Raw genomic sequence first — 15,160 nt, 5'->3', positions numbered from 1 at the left:
TTCTTCATCATATAAACCTCCAAAACCTGATCAATTGGCCATTGTGCTAAAATCTCTTTTTCTGAAAGGAGCCTATAAATTGAACAAATAAAGTATCATCATCGCCGTGATCATCGGTCTTACCTTGCTCGCTCTCCCCTTCATACTCTACTTTTCCGTTAAAATGTCAGATGACTCGGCGTTGCCTGAACCGATTGCCTCTATCCCATATGAACTTGCACTGAAGAATAGTTGATACATGATCGCCTATAAGTGAACTCTTCTCGTATCTTATCGTAACACTTCCCATACTGAGCTTTCAGGTATAATAAACGAAATAATACTATAGAGTTCAGCAGATCTTTGTTTTTTGGTAAGCACACCGCTGGAAGAAGTCGTTGCGCGTTTAACACACCAGAACATCAAAATCGAAGAAGGACCGATAAAGCGGACAGGTGCACTGGGGCCAATCTGTTCGGTGTATATACGTGATCCTAATGGTAATCTGATCGAACTATCCAATGCTTTGTATGCATAACCAGCGACTCCCACTCTCCATATGGCAGCAAAAAGATCCTGAAAAGCCTCGGCTTCGCAGGATCTTTTTTAATTTACAGCATGAATAATTACATAGCTCAACTATTTACGGTTAGATATCGCTCTCATAGCTTGGGAATAGAAAAGGTACTCCCTTCCTTCTCACTAACCGGTTAACACGTAAAAAACACGTCCTTGCTCACTCTTCATCGTACCGATCCCTTTGCAGGTGTTGGTCGTAATCCCCTGTTTGGAGCCATAGGCATCCCTAGAGTTATCATAAGTCGATTGAATGGATTTGCCATCGTATATCAATTCATAAATGATGGCCCCACCTTCAATGGTATACATCGTTACACGAACCTGATCCTGCTGTTTGTTCTTCACATTTTTCACAAATGTTTTCCACTTATCCTTGTTCCGCATGCCTTCGAGAAGCACAACGACATCCCCACTTTGCTCCGCTTGCTCAGGGTTATGTGGCTCAATAATTTCCGGAAATGAATTCAAAACCACTGGAGAATCCACTGTCGGATCGTTTGCCTCACAGGCTGTTAACATCATTAACGCTAACGAAAGCGTGAGCAGTACTTTTTTCATCCAATCACCTCATGAATTAAAACGCTAAATTCTCCGTACATGTTACCTATGTGCTTTTAGAAATAGCTTAAACACACTCAGCACCGACTTTCAATATAAAGGAATTTTTATCATTTGTATGTAACTTCCCCCTCCATAAAGTGTTTATATAGCAATGCATCATTCACGTCCATCTCATCTGAAAAAGAGGCGATACCCATGCGTTCGGTTAACTCATCCGATGACACAGCAAAAGAAAAACGACGTCCCACTTCACGTTTGAATCATAGACCTAATAGTAAAAGTAATTCGTCCCGACGATTCGCCATTGCAATGGCTGCAGCATTAGTTGCGTCAAGCCTGTTGTTGGAGCTGACAGCTGAGCCAACTACTTACGCAGCCACTAACGTACAGCATTCCGGCAATAACACTACTGTTCGATCGATTGCAACTAACACAGAGAAGAAACTTCACTATACCGCTGTAGAGGGAGCTTATTATTACACAGTCGCCTTGAGAAGTGATGGTTCGGTCTGGACCTGGGGCCGCAATCTGTGGGGAGAGATCGGAGTGAGCGAAAAGGTTCGATATCGCCATACGTTTAGTCCAATCCGCATACCTGAACTATCGAATGTAATATCCATTTCAGCCGCCGGCGGTGGGATCAACGCAGCCGTTCAGGCGGATGGAACCGTCTGGGAGTGGGGCGCTGGTAAACTACCCAGCAAAGTCGAAAGCATCCACTCTGCGAAGGATGTGGTGACTGGTACTTTCACCGTCGCTCTTCTCCAGAACGGGACAGTCTGGTCATGGCAGCACCCGGCGGCTCAAGGAAGCGATTCTGATCACTTACGTAAACCGCATGCGATCAGTGGACTGAAAGATATCATCCAGGTTGGAACCGCAGGTCTGCATGGATATGCTCTGAAGAAAGATGGGTCCGTATGGACATGGAACGAGCCCGACGAATCCGGGAAAGTCCTGTCCAAACCTACCAAGATAAAAGGCCTGACCAACATATCATCGATCACAAGTTCAGATACATCCCTGCTTGCACTGGATAAGAACGGGAAAGTCTGGGGTTTGGACGAGACAGGGAAAGCGTTCGCTTTTGATTACGACTTCAAGGTGAAGAAGATGGATGGAAATTCTCAATATATGTTATTACTCACGACATCCGGTGAGGTGTATAGCTACGGAAGGAGCGTGAACGGCAAAGAAGGAAAAGTAAACCATCTATCCGGGATTACCGATATTTCAGCAGGATATTACCACAGTCTTGCCTTATCCTCGGATGGAACCGTCTGGGGCTGGGGAAGTGATAAATACGAGGAAGCGGGTGCACCTGCAACTTCATCTGGAGGAATGGTCTACAAACCCGTTCAAGCCAAAATTGGTACAGATGTATATCTGAACGGTGAGCTGTTCCAGTCAATGTATGCCGCTGTTGAAACGCCTAAGACCGTGCAACTGCCAATCAAAGCCATCGCCGCAGCACTCGGAGCAGAATTTGAGATTCATAAGGGAGAAGGTAGCCTGAACCACTATACGTTGAAATATGACCATCGGACAATCACAATCCGACCTAACGAAACACAGTATGTTATAACTTCCGCAGATGCATCTGGGGAGCGAGTCATGCAGCTACCTGAACCCATAAATAACTACTCGGGAGCAACTACAGTTCCTTTTGAGGTATTGCGTGGTTTGGGATTGAACGTGTCCTGGGATTTAGAGAAAGCTATGCTGACCATTGACGATGCTGATAAGAAAGATTCAGGAAGCTAAACGAATCGCTTAACATACAAAAAATCCCCTTCAGGTAAACGTCCTGTTCTTAAAGAACACCGTTTACTTGAAGAGGATTGATATCTCTATCCCTGAACTACTATATCTGGCGTCCTACTTCTCGAACCGGAACCAGCCAAAGTCAAACTGACTACCCGGCAGGAAGATAAAGGTCACCTTCTGCACACCTTTAACTTGCTCAAGCTCAAACACCCGCTCCTCATATCCATCGGACTGTGTGAACTCAACCAGCTGATTGCTCTGTCCGTCCTCACCTGCAAAGCGGATATGAATCGTGTTTTTATCAATCGGAGAACGGCCATAGATCACAAGCTTGGACGGGGCTTCTGCCGTGAAGTCCATATTTTCAAACTCCAGCGACACATTGTTTCCGATCCCCTCAACATGATCGCCTTCGATCTTGAACGTATCCCCGTAGAGATGATCGCATGATGCAGCCGTATTCTGTTCAAATGCCCGGCTTTGGCGCTCGAATGAGAAGCCTTTGATATGAATCTTCTGCTTCAGTACAAAGCAGATCGACGTAATCCCGCTCAGCCGCTTGGATAGTTGATACGTCTCTTCCTGATATACATTCCATCTGGACTCTTTGTCATACACCACATCTGCCAGCAATGTGCTTCCCTCTTCATCCGGCATGCCTTCCCAGATCTGAATGAAGTACTCTTCACTGGACAACGCAAAGATTGGAATCGTAATGGTATCGGAGCCATAAGGCCCGAAGTCGATATTGCGGAAGCCCACATGTGTCTCGCCATCCCGGCTTGTCGCTACCCCACGTTCATTACCGTTACCGACATCTCCTTTGGTGTAATCGTACAGTCCGCCTGTAATAAAGCCGTATGGATCTTTGTAAGCCGTGCCCAGACCCGTTGCTTTGAACTCCAGTTGGGAGATCAGTTTGGTTTGATCCGTACCGTTGGTACTGGTTGCACGAAGCCGGAACTCCCCATCGCCCAGAGCGGATACGTTGACTTCCAGACCCTTGGCTTCGACCTTGGCAATATTGGATTCGATCCCTGCATCGTTCACCACTGCCCACTCAATATCCCGATAGGATGTGTTTTCCGGATACAGCTTGGCGCTCACCGTCATTTGTTGTTTCGATGTATCGAATAGCTGTCCACCTTCGCTGATAATCTCGATTTTCCGCAAAGGAATCTCCTGCGCGCGTCCCGTCAGAACCGGACGTTCCGTATTACTCATGGGTACGGTTTGCTTCTGACTTGCAGCGGCCCCGAAATCACCTAAGGTACGATCTTCTGCGCCTGCAACAGCTCGTGATTCGAACTCGGCAGCTGCACTTTCCAATCCTTCCGAGGTCACCTCGATCCGTACCGTTCCTGATTCGTTCGTTGCCCCGATGATTGCCATCAGCTTGCCGCTGAACAGCCTTCTGCTCAGTCCTTTGTATGGATCATAGTCCGTGCTGTCCCCGTTATCGAGACCCAACAGACGACCTGCACCTGTCACTTTGACCTGCACACGATTGTTTGCATTTTGCACGGGATTGCCTGCTTCATCTTCCACTTGAATTTCCACGAAAATAAGATCTGTACCATCCGCTTGCAGCTGCTCCCGATCGGCTTGCAGACGAATCTTCTTCGCATCTGTATAGGATCTTTGCACATCCGTTGCAATAACGTTGCCGTGTTCATCATAAGCGATCGCTTTGAGCTCGCCTTCTTCATATGGCACTTTCCACCAGCCTGCTAGCTGCGTTCCCGTTGCATGGTCGATATCATACGTGCCGATTGTCCTACCATTCAGCTGCAATTCAATCTTCGGCGCATTACTGCACACGCGTACATCGATGAGCTGACCAGGACTGAAATCCCAGTAAGGGAACAGGTGAACCATCGGACTTTTCTTGTAATCCGTCCAGGCTGCTTGGTAGATATAGTAGGAATCTTTCGGGAACGTTGCTGTATCCAGCTGTCCAAAATACGAATTCTTCGTATGATACGGTGTTGGTTCTCCAATATAATCGAATCCCGTCCACAGGAACTGCCCCAAGGAATACGGCGTATCTCGTTCTGCCAAAATGCAATATTCTGCCGACTTCGCGCCCCAACTTGTCGTACTGTTCCCAAGTGCCGAACACTGCTCATCATCATCTGCCAGTATGGATTGCTCAAACGGGAAGTGATAGATCCCACGGCTCTGCACCACAGACGACGTTTCACTACCATAGATAATCCAGTCCGGATGTTCTTCGTGATGTTTGTCGTAGTATTTTTCCGCGTAGTTATACCCTGCGAGCTTCACGATATCGGCGCATTTTTGCGCGTTTTCCCACGGCATATAGTTGGAACCGATCGTCACGCCTGCATTCCCTTTTGGATCGAATTCCGGTACATACTCCATCAGCATGCGAGTCACTTCCTGCCCCCGCTCATCTGCATGGGTATCATAAATTTCGTTACCGATACTCCACATGATCAGACTAGCATGGTTACGATCACGCTTCACCCAGCTCTTCACATCGGTATGTGCCCATTCCGGGAAAAATCTCGCATAGTCGTAAGGAGTTTTGGCTCTCTCCCACATATCGAACGCTTCCGAAACGATCAGCATACCCATCTCATCCGCAAGTTCCATGAACTCTTTGGCAGGCATGTTATGAGCAGTCCGGATTGCATTGACGCCCATTTCTTTCAACAGCACAAATCTTCTGCGCAGCGCCGTCAGGTTAAAAGCAGCCCCAAGCGCCCCAAGATCATGGTGTTCACACACGCCGTTCAGCTTCATCTTGACCCCATTCAGGTGGAAGCCTTCGCTTGCATCCAGCTTAATATCCCTGAAACCAATCCGCTGTGTGACGGTCTCGATCGTCTCATAGCCCTGCTCACCTGTAGCTACTTGTAGTTCCGTTACCAGATCATACAGATTCGGTTCATCCGGGCTCCATAACTTCGGAAGATCGACCGTCAGCTGTTGGCTGTTCGATTGTATCTCTCCATGTCCGGTGTCTTTACCCGCTGTAGCTGTAACGTCCGCTTTGCTGGATACGATCTGATTACCCTGATACCAAATCGTGTGCACAAGTTGTGCATTCTGATTGAGACTTAGCTCCGTATCCACCTCAACCTGCCAGCCTTCTGGCTGCTGCTGAATCGATACATAGGTACCGTCTGTGACGATGTGATTCCGATCTCTCGTTTTGAGCCACACATTGCGGTAAATTCCAGCCCCGGAATACCATCTGCTGTTGGGACTCTGATGCACGACTTTGACTATAATTTCATTGTCACCTTCCACCAAAGCACTCGTGATCTCATGCTCAAAAGCCGAATAGCCGTACTTCCATTCCCCCACAAGCTGACCGTTCACATATACGGAAGAATCCATGTACACCCCGTCAAAGCAAAGCAGAAGCTGCTGCTCATCCTTCGTATATGGGAATGTCTTGCGGTACCATCCGATGCTGTCCTCATACAGTTCAAGCGTATTATAGATCAGCCAATCATGGGGAAGCTCAACCGGTTCAAAAGTTAACCCCGCAGGCTCCGTAACCTCCAGCTTACTTTTCGCAAATTGCCATCCATCCGTAAAAAGCTTTTTCTGATTCATCTCAGCTCTCACTTTCTGTGTGTATTATGATTGCGGTTACAAACAAAAATAGACCACTTACCGAAAACCTTTTCGAAAATAACTTGGTGAGACAATAACACTTCACCCGATTATACCATCTGACCGCCTCTGTACGTCACTTTTTGAGCAGATTGAAGAAAAAAAAGGTCCAGCTATAGATATCTAAGTCGGGACCTTACGAATTCTACCATATATAACTACATTAATTATTCATTGCTCGAATAGGTCTGTAGAATGCCCGAATATCATCAGCCAGCAACTCCGGTTCTTCCAAAGCCGTAAAATGCCCTCCACTAGGCATGGAGGTCCAACGTGTTACGTTCAGGTTTTGCATCGTCCAAGACTTGGGCGGCAGCACGATATCCGCAGGAAATATGGCAATGCCTGTCGGGACTTCTATACGGCCCAATGGTGGCAAGGAATGCGAATTTTCGTAGTACATACGTGTGGATGATCCTATGGTGTTCGTAACCCAATAGATCATAATATGAGTCAGCAACTCATCCTTGCTAAATATTTGATTGAGGTCACCTTTACAGTCGCTCCATGCACGAAATTTCTCAATGATCCAAGCGGCCAAACCTACTGGCGAATCGGAAAGTCCATACGCAAGTGTCTGAGGTTTGGTTGATTGAATGGACATATAACCCCCCTCTTGTGAAATCCATGTTGAAGCATTTTTCTTGTACTCTCGTTCTTCCTCTGAGCGTTCTGCTTCATCCTGGGAAGATAAGAGATCTCTTATGATACCAATATCCGTTAAGTGGATTCCAACTAGAAGTTCAGGATTATTCGATGCCAGATAACGTGTAACGCCAGAGCCGATATCTCCACCTGCAGCAGCAAATTTACTGTAGCCTAATTCTTTGGTCATTAGTTTGGCCCACATCTGGGAGACACGAGAATTGTTGACGCCAGGTTGGTCAGGACGACTAGAGAACCCAAATCCAGGCAGTGAGGGCACAATGACATCAAAAGAGTCCTCCAGATTACCTCCGTGACTCGCGGGATCGGTCAGGAGAGGAATAATCTTTTGATAACGAAGATAGCTATCGGGCCATCCATGGGTAAGAATAATCGGCAGAGGGTTAGGCCCTTTACCACGCTCATGTACGAAGTGCACATCCACCCCATCCAACTGGCAATGAAACTGGGAAAATTGATTCAATCTGGACTCTTGCGCGCGCCAGTCATAATGATCTCTCCAATAGGAAACGAGTGATTTTAAATAACTGATATCTGTTCCTCGCTCCCAGCCGGAGTCTTCCAATTGATCAGGCCAACGGATGTGATTCAGCCGATATTGCAGATCGTCCAGAATCTCATCGGAGACATGAATATGAAAACGTTCAATAGTCATCAAGATTTCCTCCCTTTTTGTTGATTCACAACGTTATTATATCCTTTTAAACTTGTATCTTGCACGGTTATAACTGAAGCAAACAACTTCAAATCGCTATTCATAGATTCCATCTCTGTCAATCGATTCCTGTAATTTCTTGTCGTGCTATGTTAGATTATCCATTGGAATAATATCACATATATAGATAGGGGAAATTAGAACGTGAAGAAATCATGGGTACTATCCATCATTATGAGTTTTGTTTTGCTTGGTGGGGTATTTGCACCTGCAGGGTCCTATGCCGCTGCTGCGGATGACTCAACCACTACATATTCGGAAGACGGATACTCCGAGGTTGACCCAACAGAAGAAGAGCCGGAACTTACAGCCGACGAAGCGGATTTCTTGAACTACCTGGATCAACTAGATAGCGCATCCGTATATGAGGAGAAAGCATTCAACGCTTTGGGCGGTGGATTTTACATTACATCCTCCAATCGCAAGTCCGTTTTCCTGAAATTGACCAACACAGCGATTCCTAACTACACCAAATATGTATCCAAGCTGAAGCTGATTAAACCGCAAAATACAGAGTTGCAAAAAATCCATGCCAGCTTGATCAAAGGTAGCTATACACAGCTGGAAGGATTCCAACTCGCTAAAAAAGCGGTCTCCAAAACAACGGTAAACAGCGCTGTCCTGAAACAAGCCAACGCCAAAATTGATACCGGCAAGAAAAATATCGAGAAGTACCAAAAAGAATTGTCTGCCTATGCCAATAAACTTGGGTATGAGTTTTAAAAAATAGCACCTAAATTTAAACGGTGAATTCAAGTCACCTTTACCTCATATATGAAGCGAAAAGCACCCTGCGTTTTGAATTCGATATATTGAGATTTCAGGAAAAAAAAGTGTTTTCTTTTTCCGATTTAGTTCGTATAATAGCACTATAATCAAAAGGCTATGCTGCCGAAAGGTACAACCTCGTAAACATTGGGGTTGTGCCTTTTTTGCGTTTATAGCCGCATGATTCATCCCAGATAAGGAGTGAATGCTATGTTACTTGAAGCTATTTATCATCGTCCCAAAATGAATTGGTCCTACGTATATGACCGTTCGACCATGCACCTGAGACTCCGTTCCAAGCGGGGCGACCTGGATGCCGTTATCGCCATCATCGGGGATAAATATGCGTGGGATCGCACGGTCCTCCAGCTTCCGATGCGAATCTTTGCCCGTGATGCCCTGTTCGATTATTGGGAAGTGGAAGCGCAACCACCCTACCGCAGATTACGCTACGGCTTCCAACTGATCGAGGGAGAGGAATCGGTCTGGATGACGGAACGGGGATTCGAGCAGGCTCTACCTGATCATCCGTTGGAATTTTTCGATTTTCCATTTATGAATCCGGCAGATATCTTCGAACCGCCAGCTTGGGTTAAGGATGCTGTGTTCTATCAGATCTTCCCTGAACGTTTTGCCAATGGTGATCCGTCGATCAGTCCGAAGAATGCTGAGCCCTGGGGTGGTGAACCGACGCCTGTCAATTTTTTCGGAGGTGATTTACAAGGAGTTCTGGACCACCTCGACCATCTAAGTGCACTTGGCATTAACGCGATTTATTTCTGCCCGGTGTTCCAGGCCACAACCAACCATAAGTACAATACCGCCGACTATATGAGGGTCGATCCGCACTTTGGTACCAATGAGAAATTGAAGGAACTCGTGGATGCATGCCATGAACGTGGCATACGGGTTGTTCTGGACGCAGTGTTTAACCACTCAGGCAGAGAGTTCCTTCCATTCGCGGATGTACTTGAAAAAGGGGCTGCTTCCCGTTATGCGGATTGGTTCCATGTCAGAGAATGGCCAGCACGTATCGAGGACGGTATTCCCACGTATGATACTTTTGCCTTTGAACCCCTTATGCCCAAACTGAACACGGAGCATCCCGAGGTTAAGGAATATTTGCTGGAGGTGGCCCGCTACTGGATTCAGGATATGGGTATCGACGGTTGGAGGCTGGATGTAGCCAATGAAGTAGACCATCAATTCTGGCGTGAATTCCGGCAAACGGTCAAATCACTTAACCCGGATGCCTATCTTCTCGGCGAAATCTGGCATGATTCCATCATGTGGCTGCAGGGGGACCAGTTTGATGCAGTCATGAACTACCCGTTCACGAATTCAGTCATGGATTACGCTGTGCTTGGCAAGCTGGACGGCCTCGGATTCGCTAACGAGATTGGCAAACTGCTTGCTGCTTATTCACAGCCTGTAACCGAAGCGGCTTTCAACCTGCTCGGCAGTCATGACACGCCAAGACTCCTCACCCTTTGTGAAGGGGATGTACGCAAAATGAAGCTGGCCGTCATTCTGCTGCTTACGTATCCAGGTGCTCCTTGTATTTACTATGGTGACGAGGTAGGGCTGGATGGTGGCTATGATCCAGGTTGTCGCAAATGTATGGAGTGGGACGAACAGAAGCAGAACAAGGATCTGCTCGATTTCTTCACCCAAGCCATTGCCCTGCGCAAACAACACGCTGCATTGCGCAGTGCGGACATCACGATGATTTACGCGGAAGCCGGAGACCCGTGCATTGCCATCGGACGCAAGGATCAGGATACCGGGGAACAATTCGTCCTTGTCCTGAATGCAAGCGAAGAACCCCGCAGTATGGAGTTACCACTACACCAAGGAACTTGGCGTAATGTATTCTCAGCCACAACTCGGGAAACTCAGCAGAACAAGCTGAAGCTGGACTTGGAAGCGTACGGTTTCTCCCTGTTGCAGTTGGATGTCAAATCACACGTGAAAGCATAACATCTTGCTTCATTCTAAACCCTTCCTCCGATGCGATTCTTGGTACATCGTATAAGGATATTTCACATTAAATGTGTAAGGTTCATCTCTCGTAGTTATCTCTTCGAATCTATTCAACAAAAGGGGAACCGTAGATGCATAATGCATCCATCGGTTCCCCTCTCCAATTACAACTCATGATGTCCCCTGCTACATTGGCATTCATGAGTCACTTTATTCACTCGTTCATTCAGTATTGTGTCCCTCCCGAATCTTCCTCCAGGCTTGCCGCAACCTCATCCCGAACGGAGGAGATTGGACCGGGATTCCTTATTTTCTTCATTCTTGTACTTCTTAATGTCTCCTGGGTAATCACAATCTTTTGCGGAATTTTGTACTGGGGCAGCTTGTCTCGGCAAAAGTTCCAGATTTGTCTGCGCAGTTCCGTAAGAGGCTGCTCACCTGTAAGTCTGATCGTGGCCTTCACCATCTGCCCCATAATTCCACTCGGTTCCCCGCTCACCACAGCCGTTTCAATGGCTTCCATTTGCTCCAAAATGCTTTCCACTTCCGCAGGATAAACCTTACGTCCGCCTACATTAATGATCTCGGAGCGGCGACCCAAAATGCGAATGTAACCATCCTCCATCTCCGCTTCATCTCCGGTCTGGAGCCAGCCATCCTCCGTGAACGGAGACGGAGCGTTCAGATACCCGATCATGGCCGTTTTCGTTTGGATCTCCAGCAACCCGTCCACAATCCGATAACGGACTTCTCCATCACGAACCGTAAATAGCAATGAACCCGAGTCTTTGGAGCGTGTCGGCAGAATTCCAAGCTCCGACATGCCATAAGCCTGCACCGTGCGTACATTCGGGAACTGTCTATTCCATGCGGTAAGCAGCGCCTCCGGCATAACCTCTGATCCATAGGAGACCACTTCGAGACTGGATAGATCGAACTCCTGATAGACTCCGCTAAGGAGCAGCAAATTCATGAACGTTGGTGAGACTGGCAATGCCTGAACACGGTACTTTTCAATGGTTTTGCATACTTCCAGGGGGGAGCGATCCGGTATGACGCATAAACAGCCGCCGCTGGACAGGGATTGCAGCATCGTGTTTAAGCCGCCAATATGGTCAAACATCATGAACGGAATGGTACAAAGCGGCCGGACTTGCCGCCTGAACCCGTCCAACAGACGATCTGCGCTGTGAACAGCAGCTTTGCTTCGCCCTGTCGATCCGGATGAGAAGATCACCAGACCTGCTTTCTTTTCCTGACCCAGCCTTGCCAAAATCGGGGACCGACTGCCTTGCACGGAGCAATGTCTGGCTATAGCTTCCCCTTCCCCAACACTCATGCGCCATTCTGCCTGAGCGAGCGCTGTATACTCATTCCGTTTGGCCTCAACCAAGTGTCGATCCAACGGAACCACAATACAATTCCGTTCCAGAAGAGCGATCAATGCCGCTGCTGCATAAGGAGAATAATCCTCTTCAAGCACAACAATCGCCTCTTCGAGCCCTTCTCTGGAAATCCACTCGCTAAAGGTGTGAACCTGATCCAATAACCAGTTATAACTATACTGCTCGTCCTTCCATATCAACGCAGGACGATGGTCATACGCAGCAAACCGTTCCAGGAGAAAAGTGATATTCATCCCTCGTCATCCTTTGGGCAATGTTTCAATTGCGCTTCCAGATATTCAACCAGTGATTCCACCGTTCGATAAGGACTTTCGGGCATGGAAGCAGCGGCCATTTCCGCGAGGGTTATCCCTACACCGAATGCATCTTCAACACTTTGCTCGACAACCGCAAGTAAAGTTACAAGTTCAAGGGAGTCCAGTCTTCCCCGACTTCCATATAGGGGCGCCTGCAAGCCATGCTCTAGAGGAATGGGCGCGTTATGGTACCGATTAAGCTCATCGCAGCTGTCCAGCACAATCCGCTGAATGACTTCCCGATTTGAAGGCGCAGGATTTTCCACAGTCGATGGGATCTGTCTGAAGCGATCAACATGCTGATGTATCGTCATTAGCGCTTCGTACCAGCGTAATTCGTCCGCAGCCAATTGTTCGATAATATCTGTTAATTGCTCCCGCCATCCAGGGCTTCGTTTCATTCTGGCGATCTGCAGCAGCTTATGTGCCTGTTCCCACCGGGCAATCATTGCACCGAATTCTGCAACATATTGATCATGAGGAGAATCGAGCCATTTGGCTGCTTCCTCCAGCAAATCGCGGAAAAAGTAGCGGCTCCAGCGCATGTCGAACAGGAACGCGGAGATAGCTTTCTCCTGTTCCCGATCCACCTCGGCATCCGGGTGCAATCTTTGTAACAATTGTGATGTGACAGCCTGTCCAAAATAATAGCTTCGATTGCCTTCCCAGATCGTTCTGCCCGCGATGAATTCATGGGCCTGTGTAGCCAGCGCAGAGCGCAACATGTTCCGATAGCCTGCGGAGTCGAGTGTTTCCACAGCACGGATCTCCATCGTGCCATATGTTCGTAATGTTTCTTTGCGCCGGGCTATTTCGAGCTCGGAGATATTTTTGTTTCCTTTCCAGAATTCTTGGAAATCAGGTGATGACACAGCTCCCATGTATTTGGAGGGAACGGGGTCATAGACATAGAACTGCCCCTCATCCATTCCGTACACAGCCAGCCAATGATCGACCAGATGCAGGCGTGAGTCTTGTTTAACGAGTTTATGAATATATTCGGGATTTCGATAATCATCCCCATAAGGCAAGCAGTAACTTGTGCCTGTAACGACCAAAGGCCCCTCATTTTCAAGCCGTTCCCGAATATAGGCCTTTCCTTGTTCGAAGCTGTCAAACTCCCGTTCTCCAAACACTTCCCACATCGGCTCCTCATAATCCAACTTATGAAAGTAAGGCTTAATTAGGCCACGATCTGAACAGGAAGTCAGACTATATAAGCGGCTGGAAGCTAACAGGCCGAGACTGCTTATCGAGCCCTGACGCTGAAGGATTTCGTGAATCAAAGGAAAATTACAGGGATAATAATACGGAATATCCATCGTTGGTTGAAATGGTTGACTAATCATGGCTACCTCCTGTTCTCGGCTTTGGCAGCCGTGCTGCCCCAAGACTGGATTTTGTAATGAAGAGACAGGTTATCATGGGCACGAAACACCCGATTGGGAAGTGCCTTGCCCTCTGCATCGGTTTCAAACTGCCGGAAGCCTCGCGTGAACCTGAACCGAAATCCGCTGTCACGTGGAACCTCGAAGCAGCCCTCATAATGGCCACCTCCGGTGTGCAGAAGCTTCATGCCCATGCCTCCGTAGATCGAGTCATCATACATGTCCTGAAAGGGTACCTCGGCACTCATGCAGACTGTCACGTGACCCGATACTTCTTCCACAACCGTGAACGTGCGTGATGCCGACAACTCTCCCACCGTCAGGGTAACCACTGCATTACCTATCTTGACAGGAACCAGTTCCCCATTGGGTCGAACCTCAAGAACATCAGGGTGATCGGACCTATAATCCCCTTCAAGCACACTCATGGTGAACCCGCTGTCGTAATGAAGCAGCGCATTGATGTGCCCGCTCATGCCGCCCTTCAATCCAATAACGTCCCTTCCCATCAGCTCCAGAGAGACTGGATTGCCGATTCGGCCAAACATGTAAAGTAGCGGAAGGTGAACCCGCTCTCCCCAATCCGCTTCCTGATGACCTGCATCCGGCTGTTCCAGAAATGCGATGTCCTTGCCAGGCTTGTATCCCAGTGCGAGCATCTGATGGACTACATTCCTTACCTGGGAAGGCAGAAACAATCCTTCTGCGTCCCCAATATCCATCCACATTTGAATTGGAGCACTGCCCTCAGGCATGCGGTACATGTTCTCCTCCTGCAGCCTGCTCTCCGACGTTTCGTCCAGCTGCACATCCACGAAGAAGGGAGAGAGCATGATTAGTTTGCCAAAAATATCAGGATGACGTGTTCCCATATGAAAGGTGCTGAGTGCCGCTGCGGAAGAACCAAGCAGTCCCGTATTGTCCCTGTCTGGAAGTGTGCGGTAATGCTCGTCAATGAACGGTTTCAGTTCATGAATAATAAAGTGTTCATAATCCAGGCCTGAGCAGCCCACACTCACCGCTTCTCTTGCAGGCGCAATGAAATGATAGAATTCATTGTGTGTAACTGGACGAACATGAGCAATTCCGACAATGATCAGCCCGTCCATCAAGCCTTGATCAATCAGTTGGTCTGCCGCCTGATCTACGTGCCACGTTTCATTTCCCGCAGTCGAAGAGCCGAAGGCCCTCTGACCCGCATGCATGTATAACACTGGATAGCGATGATCCACATGCTCCTTATAGCATGGTGGCAAATAGACAAAAATCTTTCTCGCGTTGTCCAGCCTGGATGCCTTGAAACCTTCCACACATTCGATAACAGAATGAGTGTTCACTGATCCATCAACCGCCTCTCCTATAGATTTCCCTTTTACACTACCGGGATTTTCTTGTTAGTCC

The 15,160-nt window shown here is 47.9% G+C and carries 10 protein-coding genes; 4 read left to right on the top strand and 6 right to left on the bottom strand.

Annotation, left to right across the window (positions count from 1 at the left end):
* Positions 1–349: 349 nt before the first annotated feature.
* Positions 350–517 carry a lactoylglutathione lyase gene (locus ACDJ58_RS03555; protein WP_413375557.1) on the top strand — a complete coding sequence of 56 codons (168 nt, stop codon included), beginning with the start codon at positions 350–352 and terminating at the stop codon, positions 515–517.
* A gap of 164 nt (positions 518–681) precedes the next feature.
* Here the strand turns inward: ACDJ58_RS03555 and ACDJ58_RS03550 are convergent, their stop codons facing one another.
* Positions 682–1,116 (bottom strand): DUF4362 domain-containing protein, encoded by a 435-nt coding sequence (locus ACDJ58_RS03550; protein WP_413375555.1) that lies wholly within the window; start codon positions 1,114–1,116, stop codon positions 682–684.
* Between the two features lie 198 nt (positions 1,117–1,314).
* On the opposite strand from ACDJ58_RS03550, the gene ACDJ58_RS03545 reads away from it, so the two are divergent.
* On the top strand, positions 1,315–2,883 hold the full coding sequence (locus tag ACDJ58_RS03545; protein WP_413375553.1) for a stalk domain-containing protein: 1,569 nt from the start codon (positions 1,315–1,317) through the stop codon (positions 2,881–2,883).
* 114 nt (positions 2,884–2,997) lie between these two features.
* Here ACDJ58_RS03545 and ACDJ58_RS03540 read toward each other — a convergent pair whose 3' ends face one another.
* A complete protein-coding gene (locus ACDJ58_RS03540) occupies positions 2,998–6,477 on the bottom strand; it encodes a glycoside hydrolase family 2 TIM barrel-domain containing protein (protein ID WP_413375551.1) in 3,480 nt (1,159 codons plus the stop codon).
* A 223-nt stretch (positions 6,478–6,700) separates the two neighbouring features.
* Entirely contained in the window at positions 6,701–7,858 is a 1,158-nt protein-coding gene (locus ACDJ58_RS03535) for an epoxide hydrolase family protein (RefSeq protein WP_413375549.1), read from the bottom strand.
* A gap of 204 nt (positions 7,859–8,062) precedes the next feature.
* On the opposite strand from ACDJ58_RS03535, the gene ACDJ58_RS03530 reads away from it, so the two are divergent.
* Positions 8,063–8,641 carry a hypothetical protein gene (locus tag ACDJ58_RS03530; RefSeq protein ID WP_413375547.1) on the top strand — a complete coding sequence of 193 codons (579 nt, stop codon included), beginning with the start codon at positions 8,063–8,065 and terminating at the stop codon, positions 8,639–8,641.
* 255 nt (positions 8,642–8,896) lie between these two features.
* On the top strand, positions 8,897–10,666 hold the full coding sequence (locus ACDJ58_RS03525) for an alpha-glycosidase (protein WP_413375545.1): 1,770 nt from the start codon (positions 8,897–8,899) through the stop codon (positions 10,664–10,666).
* A gap of 229 nt (positions 10,667–10,895) precedes the next feature.
* Here ACDJ58_RS03525 and ACDJ58_RS03520 read toward each other — a convergent pair whose 3' ends face one another.
* Genes ACDJ58_RS03520 through ACDJ58_RS03510 form a run of 3 tightly spaced genes read right to left on the bottom strand, consistent with a single transcriptional unit; the run spans position 10,896 to position 15,096 of the window.
* Positions 10,896–12,308 carry an ANL family adenylate-forming protein gene (locus ACDJ58_RS03520; protein ID WP_413375543.1) on the bottom strand — a complete coding sequence of 471 codons (1,413 nt, stop codon included), beginning with the start codon at positions 12,306–12,308 and terminating at the stop codon, positions 10,896–10,898.
* Positions 12,305–13,720: a hypothetical protein gene (locus ACDJ58_RS03515; RefSeq protein ID WP_413375541.1), complete on the bottom strand. Its 1,416-nt coding sequence runs from the start codon at positions 13,718–13,720 to the stop codon at positions 12,305–12,307. Before ACDJ58_RS03515 ends, ACDJ58_RS03520 begins: the two co-directional genes overlap by 4 nt.
* 2 nt (positions 13,721–13,722) lie before the next feature.
* Positions 13,723–15,096, bottom strand: a complete 1,374-nt coding sequence (locus ACDJ58_RS03510; RefSeq protein ID WP_413375539.1) for an alpha/beta hydrolase — start codon at positions 15,094–15,096, stop codon at positions 13,723–13,725.
* Positions 15,097–15,160: the final 64 nt, after the last annotated feature.

Origin of the sequence: Paenibacillus taichungensis (assembly GCF_047302525.1) — a bacterium.
In the GTDB taxonomy this organism is placed as follows: Bacteria; Bacillota; Bacilli; order Paenibacillales; family Paenibacillaceae; genus Paenibacillus; species Paenibacillus taichungensis_B.
Note: the sequence above shows the minus strand (reverse complement) of the source record. Positions and strands in the feature narration are given on the sequence as shown.

Bases quoted from the DNA above. Each gene is read 5' to 3' on its own strand.
- ACDJ58_RS03525 (WP_413375545.1), top strand. From the start codon at position 8,897: ATGTTACTTGAAGCTATTTATCATCGTCCCAAAATGAATTGGTCCTAC.
- ACDJ58_RS03550 (WP_413375555.1), bottom strand. From the start codon at position 1,116: ATGAAAAAAGTACTGCTCACGCTTTCGTTAGCGTTAATGATGTTAACA.
- ACDJ58_RS03540 (WP_413375551.1), bottom strand. From the start codon at position 6,477: ATGAATCAGAAAAAGCTTTTTACGGATGGATGGCAATTTGCGAAAAGT.
- ACDJ58_RS03545 (WP_413375553.1), top strand. From the start codon at position 1,315: ATGCGTTCGGTTAACTCATCCGATGACACAGCAAAAGAAAAACGACGT.
- ACDJ58_RS03515 (WP_413375541.1), bottom strand. From the start codon at position 13,720: ATGATTAGTCAACCATTTCAACCAACGATGGATATTCCGTATTATTAT.
- ACDJ58_RS03520 (WP_413375543.1), bottom strand. From the start codon at position 12,308: ATGAATATCACTTTTCTCCTGGAACGGTTTGCTGCGTATGACCATCGT.
- ACDJ58_RS03535 (WP_413375549.1), bottom strand. From the start codon at position 7,858: ATGACTATTGAACGTTTTCATATTCATGTCTCCGATGAGATTCTGGAC.